General features: G+C 38.3%; 14 protein-coding genes and 1 tRNA gene. 1 reads left to right on the top strand and 14 read right to left on the bottom strand.

All coding sequences use genetic code 11. From position 1 onward, the window contains the following. Nucleotides 1-31: 31 nt before the first annotated feature. The 12 genes from AC4PG0_RS12985 to AC4PG0_RS13040 all read right to left on the bottom strand — a co-directional run bounded on the left by AC4PG0_RS12985 (nucleotide 32) and on the right by AC4PG0_RS13040 (nucleotide 13,690). Nucleotides 32-205, bottom strand: coding sequence for a hypothetical protein (locus tag AC4PG0_RS12985; RefSeq protein ID WP_010991252.1), 174 nt, complete (start codon nucleotides 203-205; stop codon nucleotides 32-34). 102 nt (nucleotides 206-307) lie between these two features. Further along, nucleotides 308-1,600, bottom strand: coding sequence for a phosphopyruvate hydratase (gene eno / locus AC4PG0_RS12990; protein ID WP_003727923.1), 1,293 nt, complete (start codon nucleotides 1,598-1,600; stop codon nucleotides 308-310). A gap of 133 nt (nucleotides 1,601-1,733) precedes the next feature. Beyond that, nucleotides 1,734-3,266: a 2,3-bisphosphoglycerate-independent phosphoglycerate mutase gene (gpmI, locus tag AC4PG0_RS12995; protein ID WP_045552570.1), complete on the bottom strand. Its 1,533-nt coding sequence runs from the start codon at nucleotides 3,264-3,266 to the stop codon at nucleotides 1,734-1,736. 1 nt (nucleotide 3,267) lies between these two features. After that, the gene (gene tpiA, locus AC4PG0_RS13000; protein ID WP_003726581.1) at nucleotides 3,268-4,023 is read right to left on the bottom strand and encodes a triose-phosphate isomerase; all 756 of its coding nucleotides are present in this window, start codon (nucleotides 4,021-4,023) and stop codon (nucleotides 3,268-3,270) included. Between the two features lie 45 nt (nucleotides 4,024-4,068). After that, nucleotides 4,069-5,259, bottom strand: coding sequence for a phosphoglycerate kinase (locus tag AC4PG0_RS13005; protein ID WP_070752472.1), 1,191 nt, complete (start codon nucleotides 5,257-5,259; stop codon nucleotides 4,069-4,071). Between the two features lie 134 nt (nucleotides 5,260-5,393). Beyond that, entirely contained in the window at nucleotides 5,394-6,404 is a 1,011-nt protein-coding gene (gene gap / locus AC4PG0_RS13010) for a type I glyceraldehyde-3-phosphate dehydrogenase (RefSeq protein ID WP_003726583.1), read from the bottom strand. A 33-nt stretch (nucleotides 6,405-6,437) separates the two neighbouring features. Next, nucleotides 6,438-7,484: a sugar-binding transcriptional regulator gene (locus AC4PG0_RS13015; RefSeq protein ID WP_003727920.1), complete on the bottom strand. Its 1,047-nt coding sequence runs from the start codon at nucleotides 7,482-7,484 to the stop codon at nucleotides 6,438-6,440. A 442-nt stretch (nucleotides 7,485-7,926) separates the two neighbouring features. Further along, complete coding sequence (gene rpoN / locus AC4PG0_RS13020) at nucleotides 7,927-9,270, bottom strand: RNA polymerase factor sigma-54 (RefSeq protein ID WP_003763875.1); 1,344 nt, start codon at nucleotides 9,268-9,270, stop codon at nucleotides 7,927-7,929. 150 nt (nucleotides 9,271-9,420) lie between these two features. After that, nucleotides 9,421-10,347, bottom strand: coding sequence for a dipeptidase (locus AC4PG0_RS13025; RefSeq protein WP_492167766.1), 927 nt, complete (start codon nucleotides 10,345-10,347; stop codon nucleotides 9,421-9,423). Between the two features lie 78 nt (nucleotides 10,348-10,425). Continuing rightward, nucleotides 10,426-12,588 carry an MMPL family transporter gene (locus tag AC4PG0_RS13030; protein WP_041918401.1) on the bottom strand — a complete coding sequence of 721 codons (2,163 nt, stop codon included), beginning with the start codon at nucleotides 12,586-12,588 and terminating at the stop codon, nucleotides 10,426-10,428. Nucleotides 12,589-12,666: 78 nt separating this feature from the next. Next, the gene (locus tag AC4PG0_RS13035; protein ID WP_010991256.1) at nucleotides 12,667-13,275 is read right to left on the bottom strand and encodes a TetR/AcrR family transcriptional regulator; all 609 of its coding nucleotides are present in this window, start codon (nucleotides 13,273-13,275) and stop codon (nucleotides 12,667-12,669) included. Between the two features lie 16 nt (nucleotides 13,276-13,291). After that, nucleotides 13,292-13,690 (bottom strand): hypothetical protein, encoded by a 399-nt coding sequence (locus tag AC4PG0_RS13040; RefSeq protein ID WP_003772373.1) that lies wholly within the window; start codon nucleotides 13,688-13,690, stop codon nucleotides 13,292-13,294. A 190-nt stretch (nucleotides 13,691-13,880) separates the two neighbouring features. On the opposite strand from AC4PG0_RS13040, the gene AC4PG0_RS13045 reads away from it, so the two are divergent. Continuing rightward, nucleotides 13,881-14,216 (top strand): YjgN family protein, encoded by a 336-nt coding sequence (locus AC4PG0_RS13045; RefSeq protein WP_194318600.1) that lies wholly within the window; start codon nucleotides 13,881-13,883, stop codon nucleotides 14,214-14,216. Between the two features lie 53 nt (nucleotides 14,217-14,269). Here AC4PG0_RS13045 and AC4PG0_RS13050 read toward each other — a convergent pair. Beyond that, nucleotides 14,270-14,341: transfer RNA gene (locus AC4PG0_RS13050), tRNA-Arg, on the bottom strand. 120 nt (nucleotides 14,342-14,461) lie between these two features. Next, a complete protein-coding gene (locus AC4PG0_RS13055) occupies nucleotides 14,462-15,898 on the bottom strand; it encodes a lytic polysaccharide monooxygenase (RefSeq protein ID WP_010991298.1) in 1,437 nt (478 codons plus the stop codon). Between the last annotated feature and the right edge of the window lie 57 nt (nucleotides 15,899-15,955).

Consider the following 15,955-nt stretch of genomic DNA (forward strand, 5'->3'; position numbering starts at 1 on the left):
ATTCTAATCAAGCTAGAATCAGGCGCACTATTTATTTCATAAGTCTACGATGGTATTGTTGTTGCGGTACGTCTGCATCAATAATTTTCTTTGGTACAGAGCGCTTTTCGGCTAAGGGGTGGCTTTTTTCATGCACCACAGCGTCTTTGATTTTCGGAGTTTCGAGCACTTTTGAGGCCTGACTATTTTTTACTTTCATCAGCATTACCTCCTCTTCCAAATCATTACCCCTCTATCTATTTTTAAAACAGAAAAAACTCCGCGAAAATGTTACTTTTCGCGGAGTTTAGCGTTTTATTCAATCAACTTATTTTTTTAAGTTGTAGAAAGTGTCGTTACCATGATATTCAGCAAGATCAGCCAAATTGTCTTCGATGCGGAGTAATTGGTTATATTTTGCAACACGGTCAGTACGAGTAGGCGCACCAGTTTTGATTTGACCAGCGTTTGTAGCTACTGCAATGTCAGCGATTGTGGAATCTTCTGTTTCACCAGAACGGTGAGAGATAACTGCAGTGTAGCCAGCGCGTTTAGCCATTTCAATTGCATCCAATGTTTCAGTCAAAGTACCGATTTGGTTAACTTTGATTAGGATGGAGTTAGCGATACCTTTTTCGATACCTTCTTTAAGTTTAGTTGTGTTAGTTACAAATAGATCGTCACCTACTAATTGAACGCGGTCACCAATACGTTCTGTAAGTAATTTGAATCCGTCCCAGTCGTTTTCGTCTAGGCCATCTTCAATAGAGATGATTGGGTATTTAGTAATCATTTCTTCATACCAAGTTACCATTTCTTCAGAAGTACGAGTTACGCCTTCACCTTTAAGTTCATATTTACCAGTTTCGCGGTTATAGAACTCACTTGATGCAGCATCCATCGCAAGTTTAACTTCTTCGCCAGGTTTGTAACCAGCATCTTTAATTGCTTGCATGATTGTTTCAAGAGCTTCTTCGTTGGATTTAAGGTTTGGAGCGAATCCACCTTCATCACCAACACCAGTGTTTAAGCCTTTACCTTTAAGTACAGCTTTAAGTGCGTGTAGGATTTCAGCACCCATACGTAGAGCTTCTTTAAAGTTTGGAGCTCCAACTGGCATTACCATAAATTCTTGAACGTCGACATTATTATCAGCATGTTCTCCGCCGTTAAGGATGTTCATCATTGGAACTGGAAGAACTTTACCGTTCACTCCGCCAAGATATTCATATAAATGTACGCCTAGTTCGTCAGCAGCAGCACGAGCAGCAGCTAAAGAAACACCAAGAATAGCGTTAGCACCTAATTTACCTTTGTTAGGTGTACCATCAAGTTCGATCATTGCTTTGTCAATTCCGATTTGGTCAGTTACGTCAAAACCGATAATTTTGTCAGCAATAATGTCGTTTACGTTTTCAACAGCTTTTAAAACACCTTTTCCAAGGTAACGAGCTTTGTCGCCGTCGCGTAATTCTACAGCTTCGTATTCACCAGTTGAAGCACCACTTGGAACTAATGCACGACCAAACGCGCCAGCTTCAGTATAAACTTCAACCTCAACAGTTGGGTTACCGCGGGAATCTAAGACTTCGCGAGCATAAACTTCAGTAATAATAGACATTTATAATTCTCTCCTTTGTTGGGATTAATTGAATGAAATGAACAAGAATTCACTTCAAATCAAAGACCCATCCGTTTTTAAATTCGTATTTATTGTAGCTCTGTTTGCAAAAAAACTAAAGTAATAACTAAAATTATTTTTGAATTAAACTTTCACCTGTCATTTCGGCAGGTTTTTTAACGCCAAGTAAATCAAGCATAGTTGGCGCAACGTCAGCCAGACGACCACCTTCACGAAGCGTTACACCTTTTTTCGTTACAATTACTGGAACTGGAACGGTAGTGTGCGCAGTGTGCGGTTTTCCTTCTGGAGTAGACATTGTTTCAGAGTTACCATGGTCAGCAAAGATAATAGCTGAGCCACCTTTTTCTAAAATAAGATCTACTACACGACCAAGATTTTCATCTACTGCTTCGATTGCCTTAATCGTTGGCTCAAGCATACCTGAGTGTCCAACCATGTCTGGATTTGCGAAGTTTAAGATGATCGCATCGTGTTTGTCGTTTTTAATGTCTTCAACAAGTGCATCTGTTACTTCATATGCGCTCATTTCAGGTTTTAAATCGTATGTTTCTACTTTTGGCGAATTGATTAGAATCCGGTTTTCACCAGGGAATTCTTCATTTCGTCCACCATTCATAAAGAATGTTACGTGTGGATATTTTTCTGTTTCAGCGATACGCAGTTGCGACAAACCTTCATTAGAAAGTACTTCGCCGATAACATTTTTCATTTCAATTGGCTCAAAAGCAACTTCAGCATCAATGCTTGGGTTGTAAAGAGTCATTGTAACGAATTTGATGTTTTTAGGGTGATCTGCCCCACGGTCGAAATGATCCCATTCTTTATCAGTGAATGCATTAGAAAGTTGAATCGCACGGTCAGGACGGAAATTGAAGAAAATAACTGCATCGTTGTCTTTAACTGTTGCAACAGGTTTGCCACCTTTAGTAATGATAGCAGGAACAACGAATTCATCATTTTTGTCATTAGCATAAGAAGCTTTGACAAGTTCGATTGGATCTTCAAATTTTTCACCTTCAGCGCTTACGATTGCTTTGTATGCTTTTTCAACACGTTCCCAGCGTTTATCACGATCCATCGCGTAGAAACGTCCAGAAACAGTAGCAATTGCACCATAGTTTAAGTCACTAATAGCTTTTTCTAGTGTTTCTAAATATTCTAGTGAAGATTGTGGAGCCACGTCACGTCCATCAAGGAATGCATGGATATAAACGTTTTTCACGCCTTTATCTTTTGCAGTTTCTAAAAGTGCAACGAGGTGATTAATATGACTATGCACGCCGCCGTCTGATAGTAAACCGAAAAGATGTAAGTCCGAGTTGTTTTCTTTTGTATGAGTGAAAGCATTGTTTAGGGCTTTGTTCTCTTGGAATTCGCCTTCTTCAATAGCTTTGTCAATACGAGTTAAGCTTTGGTAGACAATACGTCCAGCTCCGATGTTTGTATGGCCAACTTCAGAGTTACCCATTTGACCTTCTGGAAGACCAACATCAAGGCCGGCAGCTTTAAGTTCCCCGTGAGGAAAATTAGCCCAATAACGGTCGAAATTTGGTTTGTTTGCTTGAGCTACAGCATTACCTACTGTTTCTGCACGTTTACCAAAACCATCGAGGATAATAATTGCTACAGGTGATTTACTCATTTTATTTTACTGCCTCCAATAATGCTAAGAACGATGCTGGTTCTAAGCTTGCTCCACCTACAAGAGCGCCGTCAATGTCGGACTCTGCAAGATAATCAGCAATGTTTTCAGGTTTTACGCTACCGCCGTATTGAATACGAACTGCGTCTGCTGCTTTTTGAGATACAGCGTCAGCAACTTCTGCACGAATAACTGCACAAGTTTCATTAGCATCAGCACTTGTGGAAGATTTCCCAGTACCGATTGCCCAAATTGGTTCATAAGCAATAACGGATTTGATTACTTGTTCTTCAGTTAATCCAGCAAGAGCTGCACGGATTTGACCACGTACCCAAGTATCTGTTTGACCAGCTTCACGTTGGTCTAATGTTTCACCACAGCAAATGATTGGTGTCATGCCGTGTTTGAAGATTGCGTGTGCTTTTTTGTTAATATCTTCATCTGTTTCGTGGAAGTACTCACGACGTTCAGAGTGTCCGATAATAACATAAGAAACACCTAAGTCAGCAAGTGCAAACGGGCTAATTTCGCCAGTGAAAGCACCTTCGTCTTCAAAATAACAGTTTTGTGCAGCTACGCGAAGATTAGTTCCTTCAGTAAGACGAACTAATTCTTGTAAAAATAGAGCCGGTGCAGCAACTACTGATTCAACAGCATCGCTTGATGGCACGTTATTTTTTACGTCTTCTGCAAATTGTCCTGCTTTTGCAGCAGTTTTATTCATTTTCCAGTTACCAGCAATAATTGGTTTACGCATTTGGATAAACATCCTCTCGATATTAAAAATTATTTTTGGTTCAGCTTATTTGTCGCTAATAGAAGCAACTCCAGGAAGCTCTTTACCTTCAAGATATTCTAATGATGCACCGCCACCAGTGGAAATATGTGTGAATTTGTCAGCAAAACCTAAGTCCATAGCTGCTGCTGCAGAATCCCCACCACCGATGATTGTTGTTGCATCAGTTAAGTTTGCAATAGCTTCACAAACGCCAATTGTACCTTTAGCGAAGTTGCTAAGTTCGAATACGCCCATTGGACCATTCCATACAACTGTTTTAGCGCCTTGAAGTTCTTTTGTGAATAAGTCAATTGTAGCTTGACCAATATCTAGTCCCATTTCATCAGCTGGAATGCTATCTGCACTCACTGTATGGAAAGGAGCATCGTTACTGAATTCTTTAGATACAACTGCATCAACAGGTAATACTAATTTATCGCCAGCTTTTTCAAGTAAGCCTTTAGCAAGTTCAACTTTATCTGCTTCTAAAAGAGATTTACCAATTTCTTGACCTTGAGCTGCCATGAAAGTGAAAGTCATTCCGCCACCGACAAGTACTTTGTCTGCTTTTGTAAGTAAGTTTTCGATAACACCGATTTTGTCAGAAACTTTTGCGCCACCTAGGATTGCTACTAGTGGGCGTGCTGGATTATCAACTACACCGCCGATGAATTTAATTTCTTTTTCCATCAAAAATCCGGCCGCTGATTCTAAGTTAGAAGCGATTCCAACGTTAGACGCGTGCGCACGGTGAGCAGTACCGAAAGCGTCATTTACGAAAACGTCGCCAAGGCTAGCCCAGTATTTTCCAAGTTCTGGATCATTTTTGCTTTCTTTTTTACCATCAATATCTTCAAAACGTGTATTTTCAAAAAGAAGTACTTCACCGTCTTTTAACTCATCAACTGCTTTTTCAAGTTCTGGACCACGAGTAGTAGGAACGAATTTCACTTCTTTTCCAAGTAATTCGCTTAAACGAGCGGCTACTGGACGAAGAGATTTCCCTTCTTTATCTTCTTCTGTTTTTACTTTTCCAAGGTGAGAAAATAGAATTGCTTTACCGTTTTGTTCTAAGATGTATTTAATTGTTGGAAGTGCAGCTACAATACGGTTGTCGTTAGTGATTTTGCCGTCTTTCATTGGCACGTTAAAGTCGACACGAACTAAAACTTTTTTGTTTTTTAAATCTAAATCAGTTACAACTTTTTTAGCCATTTAGAGTTCCTCCATTAATTTTAAAGGATTGGGGTCGCCCCCGTTATTTCAGAAAATAAGCGGAAACAATAGTGTCTCCGCTTATTCTTGTTATTGCTGATGTGACTAGCACTTCAGTAAAATTAATCTGCTAATTATTTAGCGATTTTTGCAAAGTATTCTAAAGTACGAACTAATTGAGCAGTGTAGCTCATTTCGTTATCGTACCAAGCTACAGTTTTAACTAATTGTTGATCGCCAACTGTAAGAACTTTTGTTTGAGTTTCGTCAAATAATGAACCGAAAGTCATACCTTTGATGTCAGAAGAAACAACTTGGTCACTAGTGTAACCGAATGTTTCTGGATCAGAAGCTGCTTCCATAGCTGCATTTACTTCATCAACAGTAACTTTTTTGTCAAGAACTGTTACTAACTCAGTAAGGGAACCAGTTGGAACTGGAACACGTTGAGCAGCTCCGTCTAATTTACCTTTAAGTGTTGGTAATACTTCACCGATAGCTTTAGCAGCACCAGTTGTATTAGGGATAATATTTTCGGCAGCAGCACGTGCACGACGGAAGTCACCTTTTGGATGTGGAGCATCTAATGTATTTTGGTCACCAGTGTAAGCGTGAATTGTAGTCATTAGACCTTCAACAACACCAAATTTGTCTTCTAAAACTTTAGCCATAGGAGCTAAACAGTTAGTAGTACAGCTTGCGCCAGAGATAACTGTTTCAGTTCCGTCTAATGTTTCATGGTTTACATTGTAAACGATTGTTTTCATGTCGCCAGTTGCTGGAGCGGAGATAACAACTTTTTTAGCGCCAGCTTTAATGTGTAATTCAGCTTTGTCTTGTGCTGTGAAGAAACCAGTACATTCTAGAACGATGTCTACTCCTAGGTCACCCCATGGAAGTTCTTCTGGGTTACGGTTAGCTAATACTTTAACTTCTTTACCGTTTACGTTGAAGAAACCATCATGTACTTCTACTTCACCGTCGAAACGGCCTTGAGTTGTATCATATTTTAACAGGTGAGCTAACATTTTAGCGTCTGTTAAGTCGTTGATTGCAACAACTTCAATTCCTTCCACATTTTGAATACGACGGAATGCTAGACGTCCGATACGTCCAAAACCATTAATACCAACTTTAACTGTCATAAGTCAATTTCCTCCTTGAAAATAGTGTTTTTTTTATTTCAAAAGGGTATTACTCCCTTTTAAAAGCGATTTTGCTGCTCCTTCATCCGTGATTAAAATCGTATTTTTTGGAGCGCTTTTCATATACGACTTGATTGCTTTGGCTTTTGATGTACCGCCTGCAACAGCGATAATGTGCGGGATTTGCGCTAAGTCTTCGAACTGAAGACCGAATGTAGGAACCTTATGTACAACCTCGCCTTGTTCATCAAAATAATAACCAAATGCTTCACCAACAGCTTTACGACGGATGATTTTTTCAAGTACATCTTCGCCGGTATGTCTGCGTTTCGCCATCGCGAGCGCATCACCTATGCCTAAAATAATAGCATTTGCGGATTGTACTAATCGTAAGCCTTCTTGAATTGCCGGCTCTTTCAGTAAAGAACGATAGGCTTCTTCGCCAAGTTGTTCTGGTACATAGAGAACACGGTGTTTTGTGTTTGTCTTTGTTGCCATCTTATCACAAATTGTATTCGCTTGATTGTCAAGGTCTTCACCAATACCTCCACGACCGGGAACGAAAAGTAGTTCTCTGCCTTTTGCGAAATCAGTTGTCATCATTTCGGCAACAGTTGCCATTGTAGAGCCGCCCATAACTGCGACGATGTTTCTTTTCTCCGTGAGAGCCATGTCTAATTGTTCTACAGCCACACGTCCCATTTCTTCGCGGACCCATGGAGTATCATCGCTATCACCTTGCACTACCAAGCATTTTTTGATTTGCAATTTTTTCGCTAATTGTTCTTCCATTGAATGTAACCCTGAAAGCTGGTTCATGACATTTTCTAAATCACGAAAAACTACCAAACCTTCTTTTGTAACGGTCATTCCGGAAGAAGCAATTTCTACTAAACCTTGTGCTTTCAAAAATTCTACTTCGCCGCGCAGGACTCGTTCACTCATGCCTAACATTCCGGCGAGTGTTCGTCTTCCTACTGGTTCAGAAAAATATATCGAGCGTAGGATTTGATAGCGTTTTTGCATAATCATTAAAACGTCGGGCAATAACTTTTTCTGAATGTTAATTAAGTCTGACATTTTTAATTGCTCCTCATCTTTGGACGCTTTACGACCCACTTAGTCATCTGGCGTCCCGTTAGAACTAAAAAAAGTAGAGATAGAGGTTTTTACAACTTTCAAGACTATTAAACTAGCTACTTCAGCTTGTTAACAAAGTGTCTCTCAATGTGATTTTTACCCCTTCTCTTTCTGCTTACGCTGGTGAATCTTTTTTTAATGTTCTTTAACTACCCTACGTTCCCTATTCTAACAGTCTTGGCACAAATCTTCAAGTGTTAAGTGGGACATTTATGAAATATTCACCTGAAATTTACAATTAAGTTTTAAAATGTAAACTTCTAACTAGGCTATACTAGTTGTTTTCCACGTCTATTAAAAATGAAACATGCTCTTGCTGATTTTTTTATTTTAAAAAGACATTTTTTGTCCCACAGCCTAGTTGTGAGGCAAAAAATGTCTTTTAAAATCTTTTTCTTTTGGAAGATGATGGAATATTTAACTCCAAGCGATATTTAGCGATAGCTCTTCTTGAAACTTGAATTTCTTTTTCTGCGAGCATATCAACTATTTTTTGATCTGAAAGTGGTTTTAGTTTATCTTCTGCTGCTACGAATTCTTGTACTAGTTTTTTAATCGTTGTACTGGAGATGTCGCCAACATTTTCGTTTTCCGAAGATTTTTTCTGTAAACCAGATGCAAAAAAGCGTTTTAGTTCGTACACGCCGGTATTTGTTTCCATATATTTGCCATTTACCGCACGACTTACAGTAGACTCATGCACCCCAAGTTCTTCTGCCACTTCTTTTAAAGTTAGGGGTTGTAAATGGGCTGAATTGTCGAGAAAATAGGCTTTTTGGTGACTTACGATTGCCTCACCAACTCTTTGTAATGTGTTTTCCCGTTGTTCAATTCCTTTTTTTATCCAATCAAATTCACCCGCTTTTTCACGGAGAAATTGGGCCACGTCTTTTTCTTCTGTTGCTCGCATTGTTTCATAATAAGCCTCTTGGAACCTGACTTGTGGTAGAAATTGTTTTGCTAAAGAAACGGTAAATTCATTTCCATGTTGGAGTAAAATTAAATCTGGTACTACATACTGGACACGTTCTGACTCAAACTCAGAGCCAGGTTTAGGATTTAATGTTTGGATGTAATCGGAAACTTCTTGAATATCTTGCAAGCTTACATCCATTTCTGAGGCGATTTTCTTCCATTTTTTCTCCGCGAATTCCGTGAAGAATTTTTGGATGACATCGTAAGCAATATATGGAGCATCAGGCGAACGTTCGATTTGTAGTAAAATACATTCTCTCGCATCCCTCGCTCCCACCCCAGCAGGTTCCATCCCTTGTAAAATTTCAAGTCCTTCTAAAACACTGGAATCGTCCATCAGAAGTGCTGCACTGACGTCTTTTAAATCTATTTGTAAATAACCATTGTCATTTAAACTTTCTATTAAATATAAAACAATAATTTTTTGGGTTTGCGTTACATCCATTAAATGCAACTGTTCTTTTAGCGCATCGGCCAACGTCAGCTTGTTATCGGCTATTTGTTCTAACCAATCTGTATCATCAGAGCTTCCAGAGCTTTTACGGCTACTATAGGAAAAATCTGTTGCAAAATCCGAGCCTGGAATCACTTCTATTAATGGGTTCTCGAGTGCTTTATCTTCTAAAAATGCCACTAAATCAGCTGTCGCAAATTGAAGCATAGCAATAGACTGTGACAATTGTTGCGTCATATTTAATTTCAGCGATTGTTTTTGTTGTTGCTTTTGGACGAAATTAGATTCTAAACGCACATTAAAACCTCCATTAAAAATCAGTCTGATACTACTACCAAACTGGATTATATTCCATTTCTAGTCTTCATTATAACATGCCATTTTTCAAAATACAGCACATTATATTTGAAAAAAGTCCAAGCACGAGTTAGAGTGCTTGGACTTTTTTTATTTTGGTAAATGGTTTAAGAAATTGCGAGATGCAAATCCTTCTACTTCTTCTTTCGTATAGTGTTTCTCTAATGTTTGGAGGAAGCTTTGGTACTTACCGACATGTTCCAGTCCTTTGACATGATTTGGGATACCATCAAAATCCGAGCCAAAACCAATATTTTTCAATCCACCAAGTTCACAAATATGATCAATATGGCGAATAACATCTTCCATATCAGCCACACCGGAGTTCGTAGTAAATAGCGGGTGGAAAATAACATCAATCATTGCATCATGCTCTATCATCGCTTTAATTTGATCATCATCTAAGTTTCTTGGGTGAGAACAGATTGCTTTAGCGCTGGAGTGGCTGGCAATAACAAATTCAGCTTCATCTAAAGTTTCCCAAAAAGCTTTCACGCTCAAATGCGAAACATCTGTGAATACTTTTCTTTTATTTAAAAGCTGGATGATTTCTTTGCCAAAATGAGTTAAGCCTGCGCCGCGTTCTTCCATAATACCATCCGCTGCCAAGTTAGCATTATTCCAAGTTAAACCGACAGATAATACTCCACCATCAAGCAATTGTGTTAGTTTATCTATGTCACGTCCGATTGGTTCAATGCCTTCTAATGTTAACATTGCACCGATTTTATCTTCCGGCAGATTTTCTAATTCGCACCATTTCTTCACATGCTGAATCATTCCGCCTTTATGAAGAACGTGTTGTTTAAAAATATTAACTTGCTCAACTGCTTTCTTCCATTTATGTTCAACAGGAACCTCTTCGTCAAGAAAAATGGCGAATCCTTGTAATAACATTTTAGCTTCTATAAGCCGTTCAAAATTCACATCAAGTTCTTCTGCATCTTGGAAAGTGTATTTTCCTTTTCCAGCCTGTAACTTATAAAGCGCATCACAGTGGGTATCAATTACTCTCATTTTCTGTCGTTCCTCCTTTTAGATACATCTATTATATACCTTTCAGAGGAATAGACAAGAAGTTTATTTAGGACATTATTATTTTGTCATTTTATGTTGTTTACCTGGCCAAAATGCCCATTTTCCAAGGAGTACGGTAATTGATGGAACAAGGAATGGACGAACGATAAATGTGTCTAGTAATACACCAATCGCAGTAATTAAACCGAATTGTACTAATAGCTGGATTGGCAGCGTGGTTAAAACACAAAACGTTCCTGCTAATATTAAACCTGCGGAAGTGATAACTCCACCAGTTTGACCAACACCTTCTGTAATGGCTTTTCGAAGCGGCATTGTCTTGCTGTTTTTCCAAATACTAGAAATCATAAAGATATTGTAATCTTCTCCGAGTGCCACAATAAAGACAAAGGCATATAGTGGAATCAAGCCAGAAATAGCCTCTACTCCCATTGCATAATGGATAATGACCCAACCAAGTCCGAGTGCTCCAACGAATGAAAGTAGAACTGTTGCCACTAAGTAAAGCATTGCTGTAATCGAACGTAAATAACAAAGTAGTAAAATGGCAATTAAGGTAATCACGAGTGGGATAATCACTTTTTCATCATGCTGTGTCACTGCCCGGTCATCATATTGTGTTGCTGTTTGGCCGGCTATATAAACATCATTGCCTTTATCAGCAGCGGCGCGAACTTTTGGTACGACATCCATTGCTTCATTGCTATAAGGATTGTCTTTCAAAATAAGTGTGTATTTTTGGTATCCCTTGCTTCGTTCTGGCCCAGTAACCGAAGCTACTCCATCCACATTTTCAAGCGAACTTTTCATTGATTCTTTGGAATTAACAACCACTTCCATTGGTGCGAGCATACCCGCACCAAAATGATCACTAATTAGTGTGAAACCTTCTCGAGATGGCATGTCTTCTGGGAATGTCGAAAGTGTATCATACGTATATTTGACTTGAGTCGTGAAAATTCCACAGCCAATTAGGATGATTAAAGTAATAATCAAAATACGCACAGGATGTTTTGCAGACATTTCACCAATTTTATGCCAAAAACGGTTTTCTTTGTGGTGTTTCGGTGTTTTCCCTTTTTTCTTTGCACGGGCTTCTTCCATTTCTATTGTTCTTGGGATAAATGGCCAGAATGAAACACGACCAAATAAGCCAAGTAGCGCTGGTACAAGTGTTAACGAAGAAATCATCATAATGAAAATCGCCAAACTAAAAGGTACGGCAAAGTTATGGAACGAACCGTATTCGGCAGCTAAAAGTAGAAGTAACGCCGCCATAACAGTCAAGCCACTAAGCGCAATTGCCCCCGCTGTCCCACTAAAAGCTTCTTTAAATGCTTGGAAACGATTTTTTTCTGTGTGTAAATGGCTTCGGAATCTAGCAATCAAGAATAAACAGTAATCTGTTCCGGCACCAAATAGTAATACGGTCATTATCGAGAGTCCTTGTGAACCGTATGTGATAATCCCTTCTTTTGCGAGTAATCCAAGAATCGGCGTAATTACTAAATAAGCAAACCCTACTGCAATCAAAGGAATTAATGCCAAAATTGGCGAACGATAAATAACTAATAAAAAGACTAGAACAAGAAGAACCGTACCAATTAACAGTGAAACATCTGCGTCTTTAAATAATCCGCTCGCATCCACACTGATACCAGCTGGCCCAGTTGTCCGAGCAACTAGTGTGTCATCAGCTGACACTTTCTTCGCAAAAGGATCTTCGCCAATCGTTTCTTTAGCAGTTGTTTCGAGTTGTTTAAAGCTCTCAGCTAGTTGATCTGACGTCGCACTATCTTTCATAATAACGGTTTGAATAAAAGTGGTCCCATCTTTAGAAACTTGTTGTTTTAACGCAACTGGTGGCATTTTATCATATGGAACTGCCATTTTTTGGAAGTCAACTGGGTTTTTAGTTAATTCTTTGCTGTATTTTTGAATATTAGTTAAATCTGCTGTTGTTAAGCCAGTTGAACGATACCAAGTAACAAGTGCTGGCGTCCCGTCTGTCCCAGCAAATTTATCATCAATTAGTTTTTGAGCAACTACTGAAGGCTCTGAACTAGGTAAATCTTTCGCTGCATCGTCTTTGTAATCAGCAGCTTTTGGAAAGAAAAACTGTAAAATTATAATAGCGATAATCCATATACCTAGTGTTATAAATCGACCTTTCTTGCCACCTACAAAACTGGCTATTTTACTTAAAAATCCATCTTTCATTATAAATCCCCCTTTAGTTTGCTTATTTTTTCGTTTATCAAATGATAAGTGAAACGCCAAAAAAAGAAGCACGCTAAATTATACCTCTTTTTTACAAATACCAAACATCATTAAATTGATTAATTCATCGATTTGTTCTGTAGTCGTTTGTTTTTGCGCGAAACTACCTTTACCAGAAAACAGTGGGCTAATAGTTGACAAGCAGTATCGTGCGGCCGTTTCAGCACTGACACCTGCGCGCAACTCTCCTGCATTTTCTAAGCGCTCAAAAAATTGTTGAAACGGCATTAAATATGTTTGTTGCCATAACTTATATAGTAAAAACTGATTTTCCGGCTTCATTTCATTAAGAATATCGTGAATCATTAGTAAAATATTAGTCGGATGTTCTTCAATTAACATAATCAACATATCATGTAACTGTTCTTCTTTCGGCTTATTCAATTGTAAAATCGGATGCATTTCCACCTGAATATTCTGCGTCAGTTCACGAACTACTTCAATATAAAGTGATTCTTTATCTTCAAAATGATGATAAAGTGCTGGTTGGGTAATTTTGGCGATTTTAGCAATTTCTCTTGTTGACACTGCCCGGTAACCTTTTTCCATGAATAAATCCCGCGCTGTGTCGAGAATTTTTCTTCTTGTTATTCCTAGTTCTTCTGCCCGAGTTCGTTTCTTTTCCATCATTACCCCACCTTTCTCATTTGTTTGTAGTAAGTAGTTGTATATTTTTATCAATTAATTTTTGTAAAGTTTCTTTGTGCCATTTCCGTCCTAGAACTCGTTTACTTACAAGATATTTTCCTTCTTCTAGTTCGCCGTCCTCTGTTACCGCACGGATAAATAAACGGTACACCAATTTCTTTTTAACTAGCGCAATTTGTTGAATCGTTTTTGCATCTAAAAAGTGCATTTCTGCGTCACTTAATTTGAAAACAAATGTAAAAATCCCAGCTTCCGTAAAGGCTAAAATAAGCGAGTGGCGTCCTCGCATATGAGGTCCTGCATATAAAAAATCAATTGTTTGAACGTTCAAATGATTATCTTCGCTATATGTTCTTACTTCTTTTTCTAACCGTTCTTTCAAACTAGCAGCCAAAATAAGCGCCTCCCTTGCTGATTTATATTTTACCAGAAAATGCTGGGTTGAAGTAGACTAATTTTAGCAGAAAGTTAAATAAGGTATTTATCTCTTCTACTAAACATGGTAATATCAATCTTGGCATTTAAAAAGTTAGTATAAACGTTATTGCGATTATATAAATATTAAAAAGGAAGTTGGTAAGAGAATGGAAGAACAGCACGTCATTGAAACACGAAACGGGAGAACATCATTTTTCGATGGAGGTTTACTGCAATATATTGGTTGGACAATACTTGGCACTTTGGTGACGATTTGTACCATTGGGATTTGCTATCCATGGGCTTTATGCATGGTTTATGGTTGGAAAATTAATCATACTGTTATCGAAGGCAAACGTTTGAAATTCCAAGGATCAGCCTTTGGACTTTTTGGACATTGGATTAAATGGTTACTTCTAACTATTATTACTATCGGAATTTATGGTTTCTGGGTTTTTATTAAGTTAGAAGATTGGAAAGTAAAAAATACGATTTTTAAATAAAAAATAAAAACATCTTACAAATGAGCTTTCGCCAATTGTGAGATGTTTTTTTATGCCCTCGGAGGGAATCGAACCCCCATTTTAAGAACCGGAATCTTACGTGCTATCCGTTGCACCACGAGGGCTTTATGTACAAAGAAAATGTTTACCGTACGAATAATAATTATAGCGAAATTCGTATGTTTTTACAAGCTTTATTTTGAATGAAGAAGCCAGCGCATCCTGAGATTTGCTGGCTTCAATAGTTAATTTACCACTATCCAAATAGATGAACTATCTGGTTTTTCACCTCGTACCCACCATTTTGCTTGGTAGATTTTACCATTGTATGAAACTTTTTCTCCGCCATTATAGGCTTTTTGGGTGTTCCAAACTGGCAATTCGGTGCTGTTTGATTTCCATACATCGCTCGTATCTGGTGCGTTACCTTTAGTCCACCATTTCGCTGTGTAAGCTATCCCATTATAATAAATTTGGTCGCCTGCATTATAAATTCGATCAGCTTTCCAAGTATTCATTGGGTCTAGTGGTTTAGTTTTGGCTGTGATTTCGTTACTTACTAGTGAACGATTACCTGATGTATCAACTGCATATACTTTGTAGCTATAACTTGTATCACTTGCTAGCTTTGTATCTTCAAACATCGTGGAAGTCGTTGTTGCGATTTTCGTATTATTTCGATATAGTTCATAATTTTTCACTTCAACATTGTCCGTTGAGGCTTGCCAACAAAGTGCAATAGTAGTGTCTGTTTGTGCATGTGACATTAAACCTTTTGGTGCTGTTGGAGCTTCGTTATCAACAGCTGGTGCTTCTTTCGTTGTTAATTTAGCGCTATTACTAAGTGAAGATGTATTACCAGAAAAATCTTTTGCGCGCACTGTATACGTATAGGTTGTATTGTCTTTTACAGTTGTATCTTCGTATGCGGCAACTTGACTTTCCCCGATTACTTTTCCATCACGTAAAATTTCATATCCTTTAATTCCTACGTTATCCTTAGAAGCAGTCCATGTTAAACTTACTTTTTTAGCAGTGGTTGTTCCTGTTAAATTAGTCGGTTCAGTAGGTGCTTCATTGTCTAAAACTGGTTCAATATCAGAATTAATGATGTTTGCGTCGATAACTTGGTAAAATGCATTTCCAGTGTCCGCAATTGACCAAACACCTAAGATAACATAATAACCAGAACGATCATTTGGAATAGTTATTTCTTGTTTTGATAATCTATCTGGTACGCTACCATCAGCTGTAATTGTGGCTAACGGTTCAAAGTCTGCTCGTGTTAAAGGTTTATTTGGATCCCAACCTTTTTTGGTAATAAAATAATCCCAACTACTTGTTCTATGTGGCGCTGTTAAAGTCCATTCTACAGTTAATGGGCCTGATTCTACATCTACTTTTGCCCATCGATCTTGTGTTTGAGCATCTAACAGTGAGTATTTTCCTCCGCCTGCAATTTTGCCATCAACAGGGCCACTTGCTGGAAAACCTTTTGGTGCTTCTACGCTTTGTGGCTCGTACTGTGCTGCCCCAACTCCCGTATTAATCCCTTGATTAGCTAAATATACCCGACTCGCTGGTTTAGATATGTATCCGTGAGCAGAGGCATTTGTTTCGAAAAGCACGACAGATAATATTGCAACAACAAAAAACATTCCAATTTTTGAAAATTTATTCATGGTGCACCTTCCTTTCAGTATAGTTCATTATACCTTTTTGTTAATTTTTTTAAAAAT

This window comes from Listeria sp. MAN/IMW/UF464, from assembly GCF_058683955.1.

What these genes read in the sequence shown, in the direction of transcription:
- AC4PG0_RS12985 (WP_010991252.1), bottom strand. Translation starts at nt 205, where the DNA reads ATGCTGATGAAAGTAAAAAATAGTCAGGCCTCAAAAGTGCTCGAAACT.
- eno (WP_003727923.1), bottom strand. Translation starts at nt 1,600, where the DNA reads ATGTCTATTATTACTGAAGTTTATGCTCGCGAAGTCTTAGATTCCCGC.
- gpmI (WP_045552570.1), bottom strand. Translation starts at nt 3,266, where the DNA reads ATGAGTAAATCACCTGTAGCAATTATTATCCTCGATGGTTTTGGTAAA.
- tpiA (WP_003726581.1), bottom strand. Translation starts at nt 4,023, where the DNA reads ATGCGTAAACCAATTATTGCTGGTAACTGGAAAATGAATAAAACTGCT.
- AC4PG0_RS13005 (WP_070752472.1), bottom strand. Translation starts at nt 5,259, where the DNA reads ATGGCTAAAAAAGTTGTAACTGATTTAGATTTAAAAAACAAAAAAGTT.
- gap (WP_003726583.1), bottom strand. Translation starts at nt 6,404, where the DNA reads ATGACAGTTAAAGTTGGTATTAATGGTTTTGGACGTATCGGACGTCTA.
- AC4PG0_RS13015 (WP_003727920.1), bottom strand. Translation starts at nt 7,484, where the DNA reads ATGTCAGACTTAATTAACATTCAGAAAAAGTTATTGCCCGACGTTTTA.
- AC4PG0_RS13025 (WP_492167766.1), bottom strand. Translation starts at nt 10,347, where the DNA reads ATGAGAGTAATTGATACCCACTGTGATGCGCTTTATAAGTTACAGGCT.
- AC4PG0_RS13030 (WP_041918401.1), bottom strand. Translation starts at nt 12,588, where the DNA reads ATGAAAGATGGATTTTTAAGTAAAATAGCCAGTTTTGTAGGTGGCAAG.
- AC4PG0_RS13035 (WP_010991256.1), bottom strand. Translation starts at nt 13,275, where the DNA reads ATGGAAAAGAAACGAACTCGGGCAGAAGAACTAGGAATAACAAGAAGA.
- AC4PG0_RS13045 (WP_194318600.1), top strand. Translation starts at nt 13,881, where the DNA reads ATGGAAGAACAGCACGTCATTGAAACACGAAACGGGAGAACATCATTT.
- AC4PG0_RS13055 (WP_010991298.1), bottom strand. Translation starts at nt 15,898, where the DNA reads ATGAATAAATTTTCAAAAATTGGAATGTTTTTTGTTGTTGCAATATTA.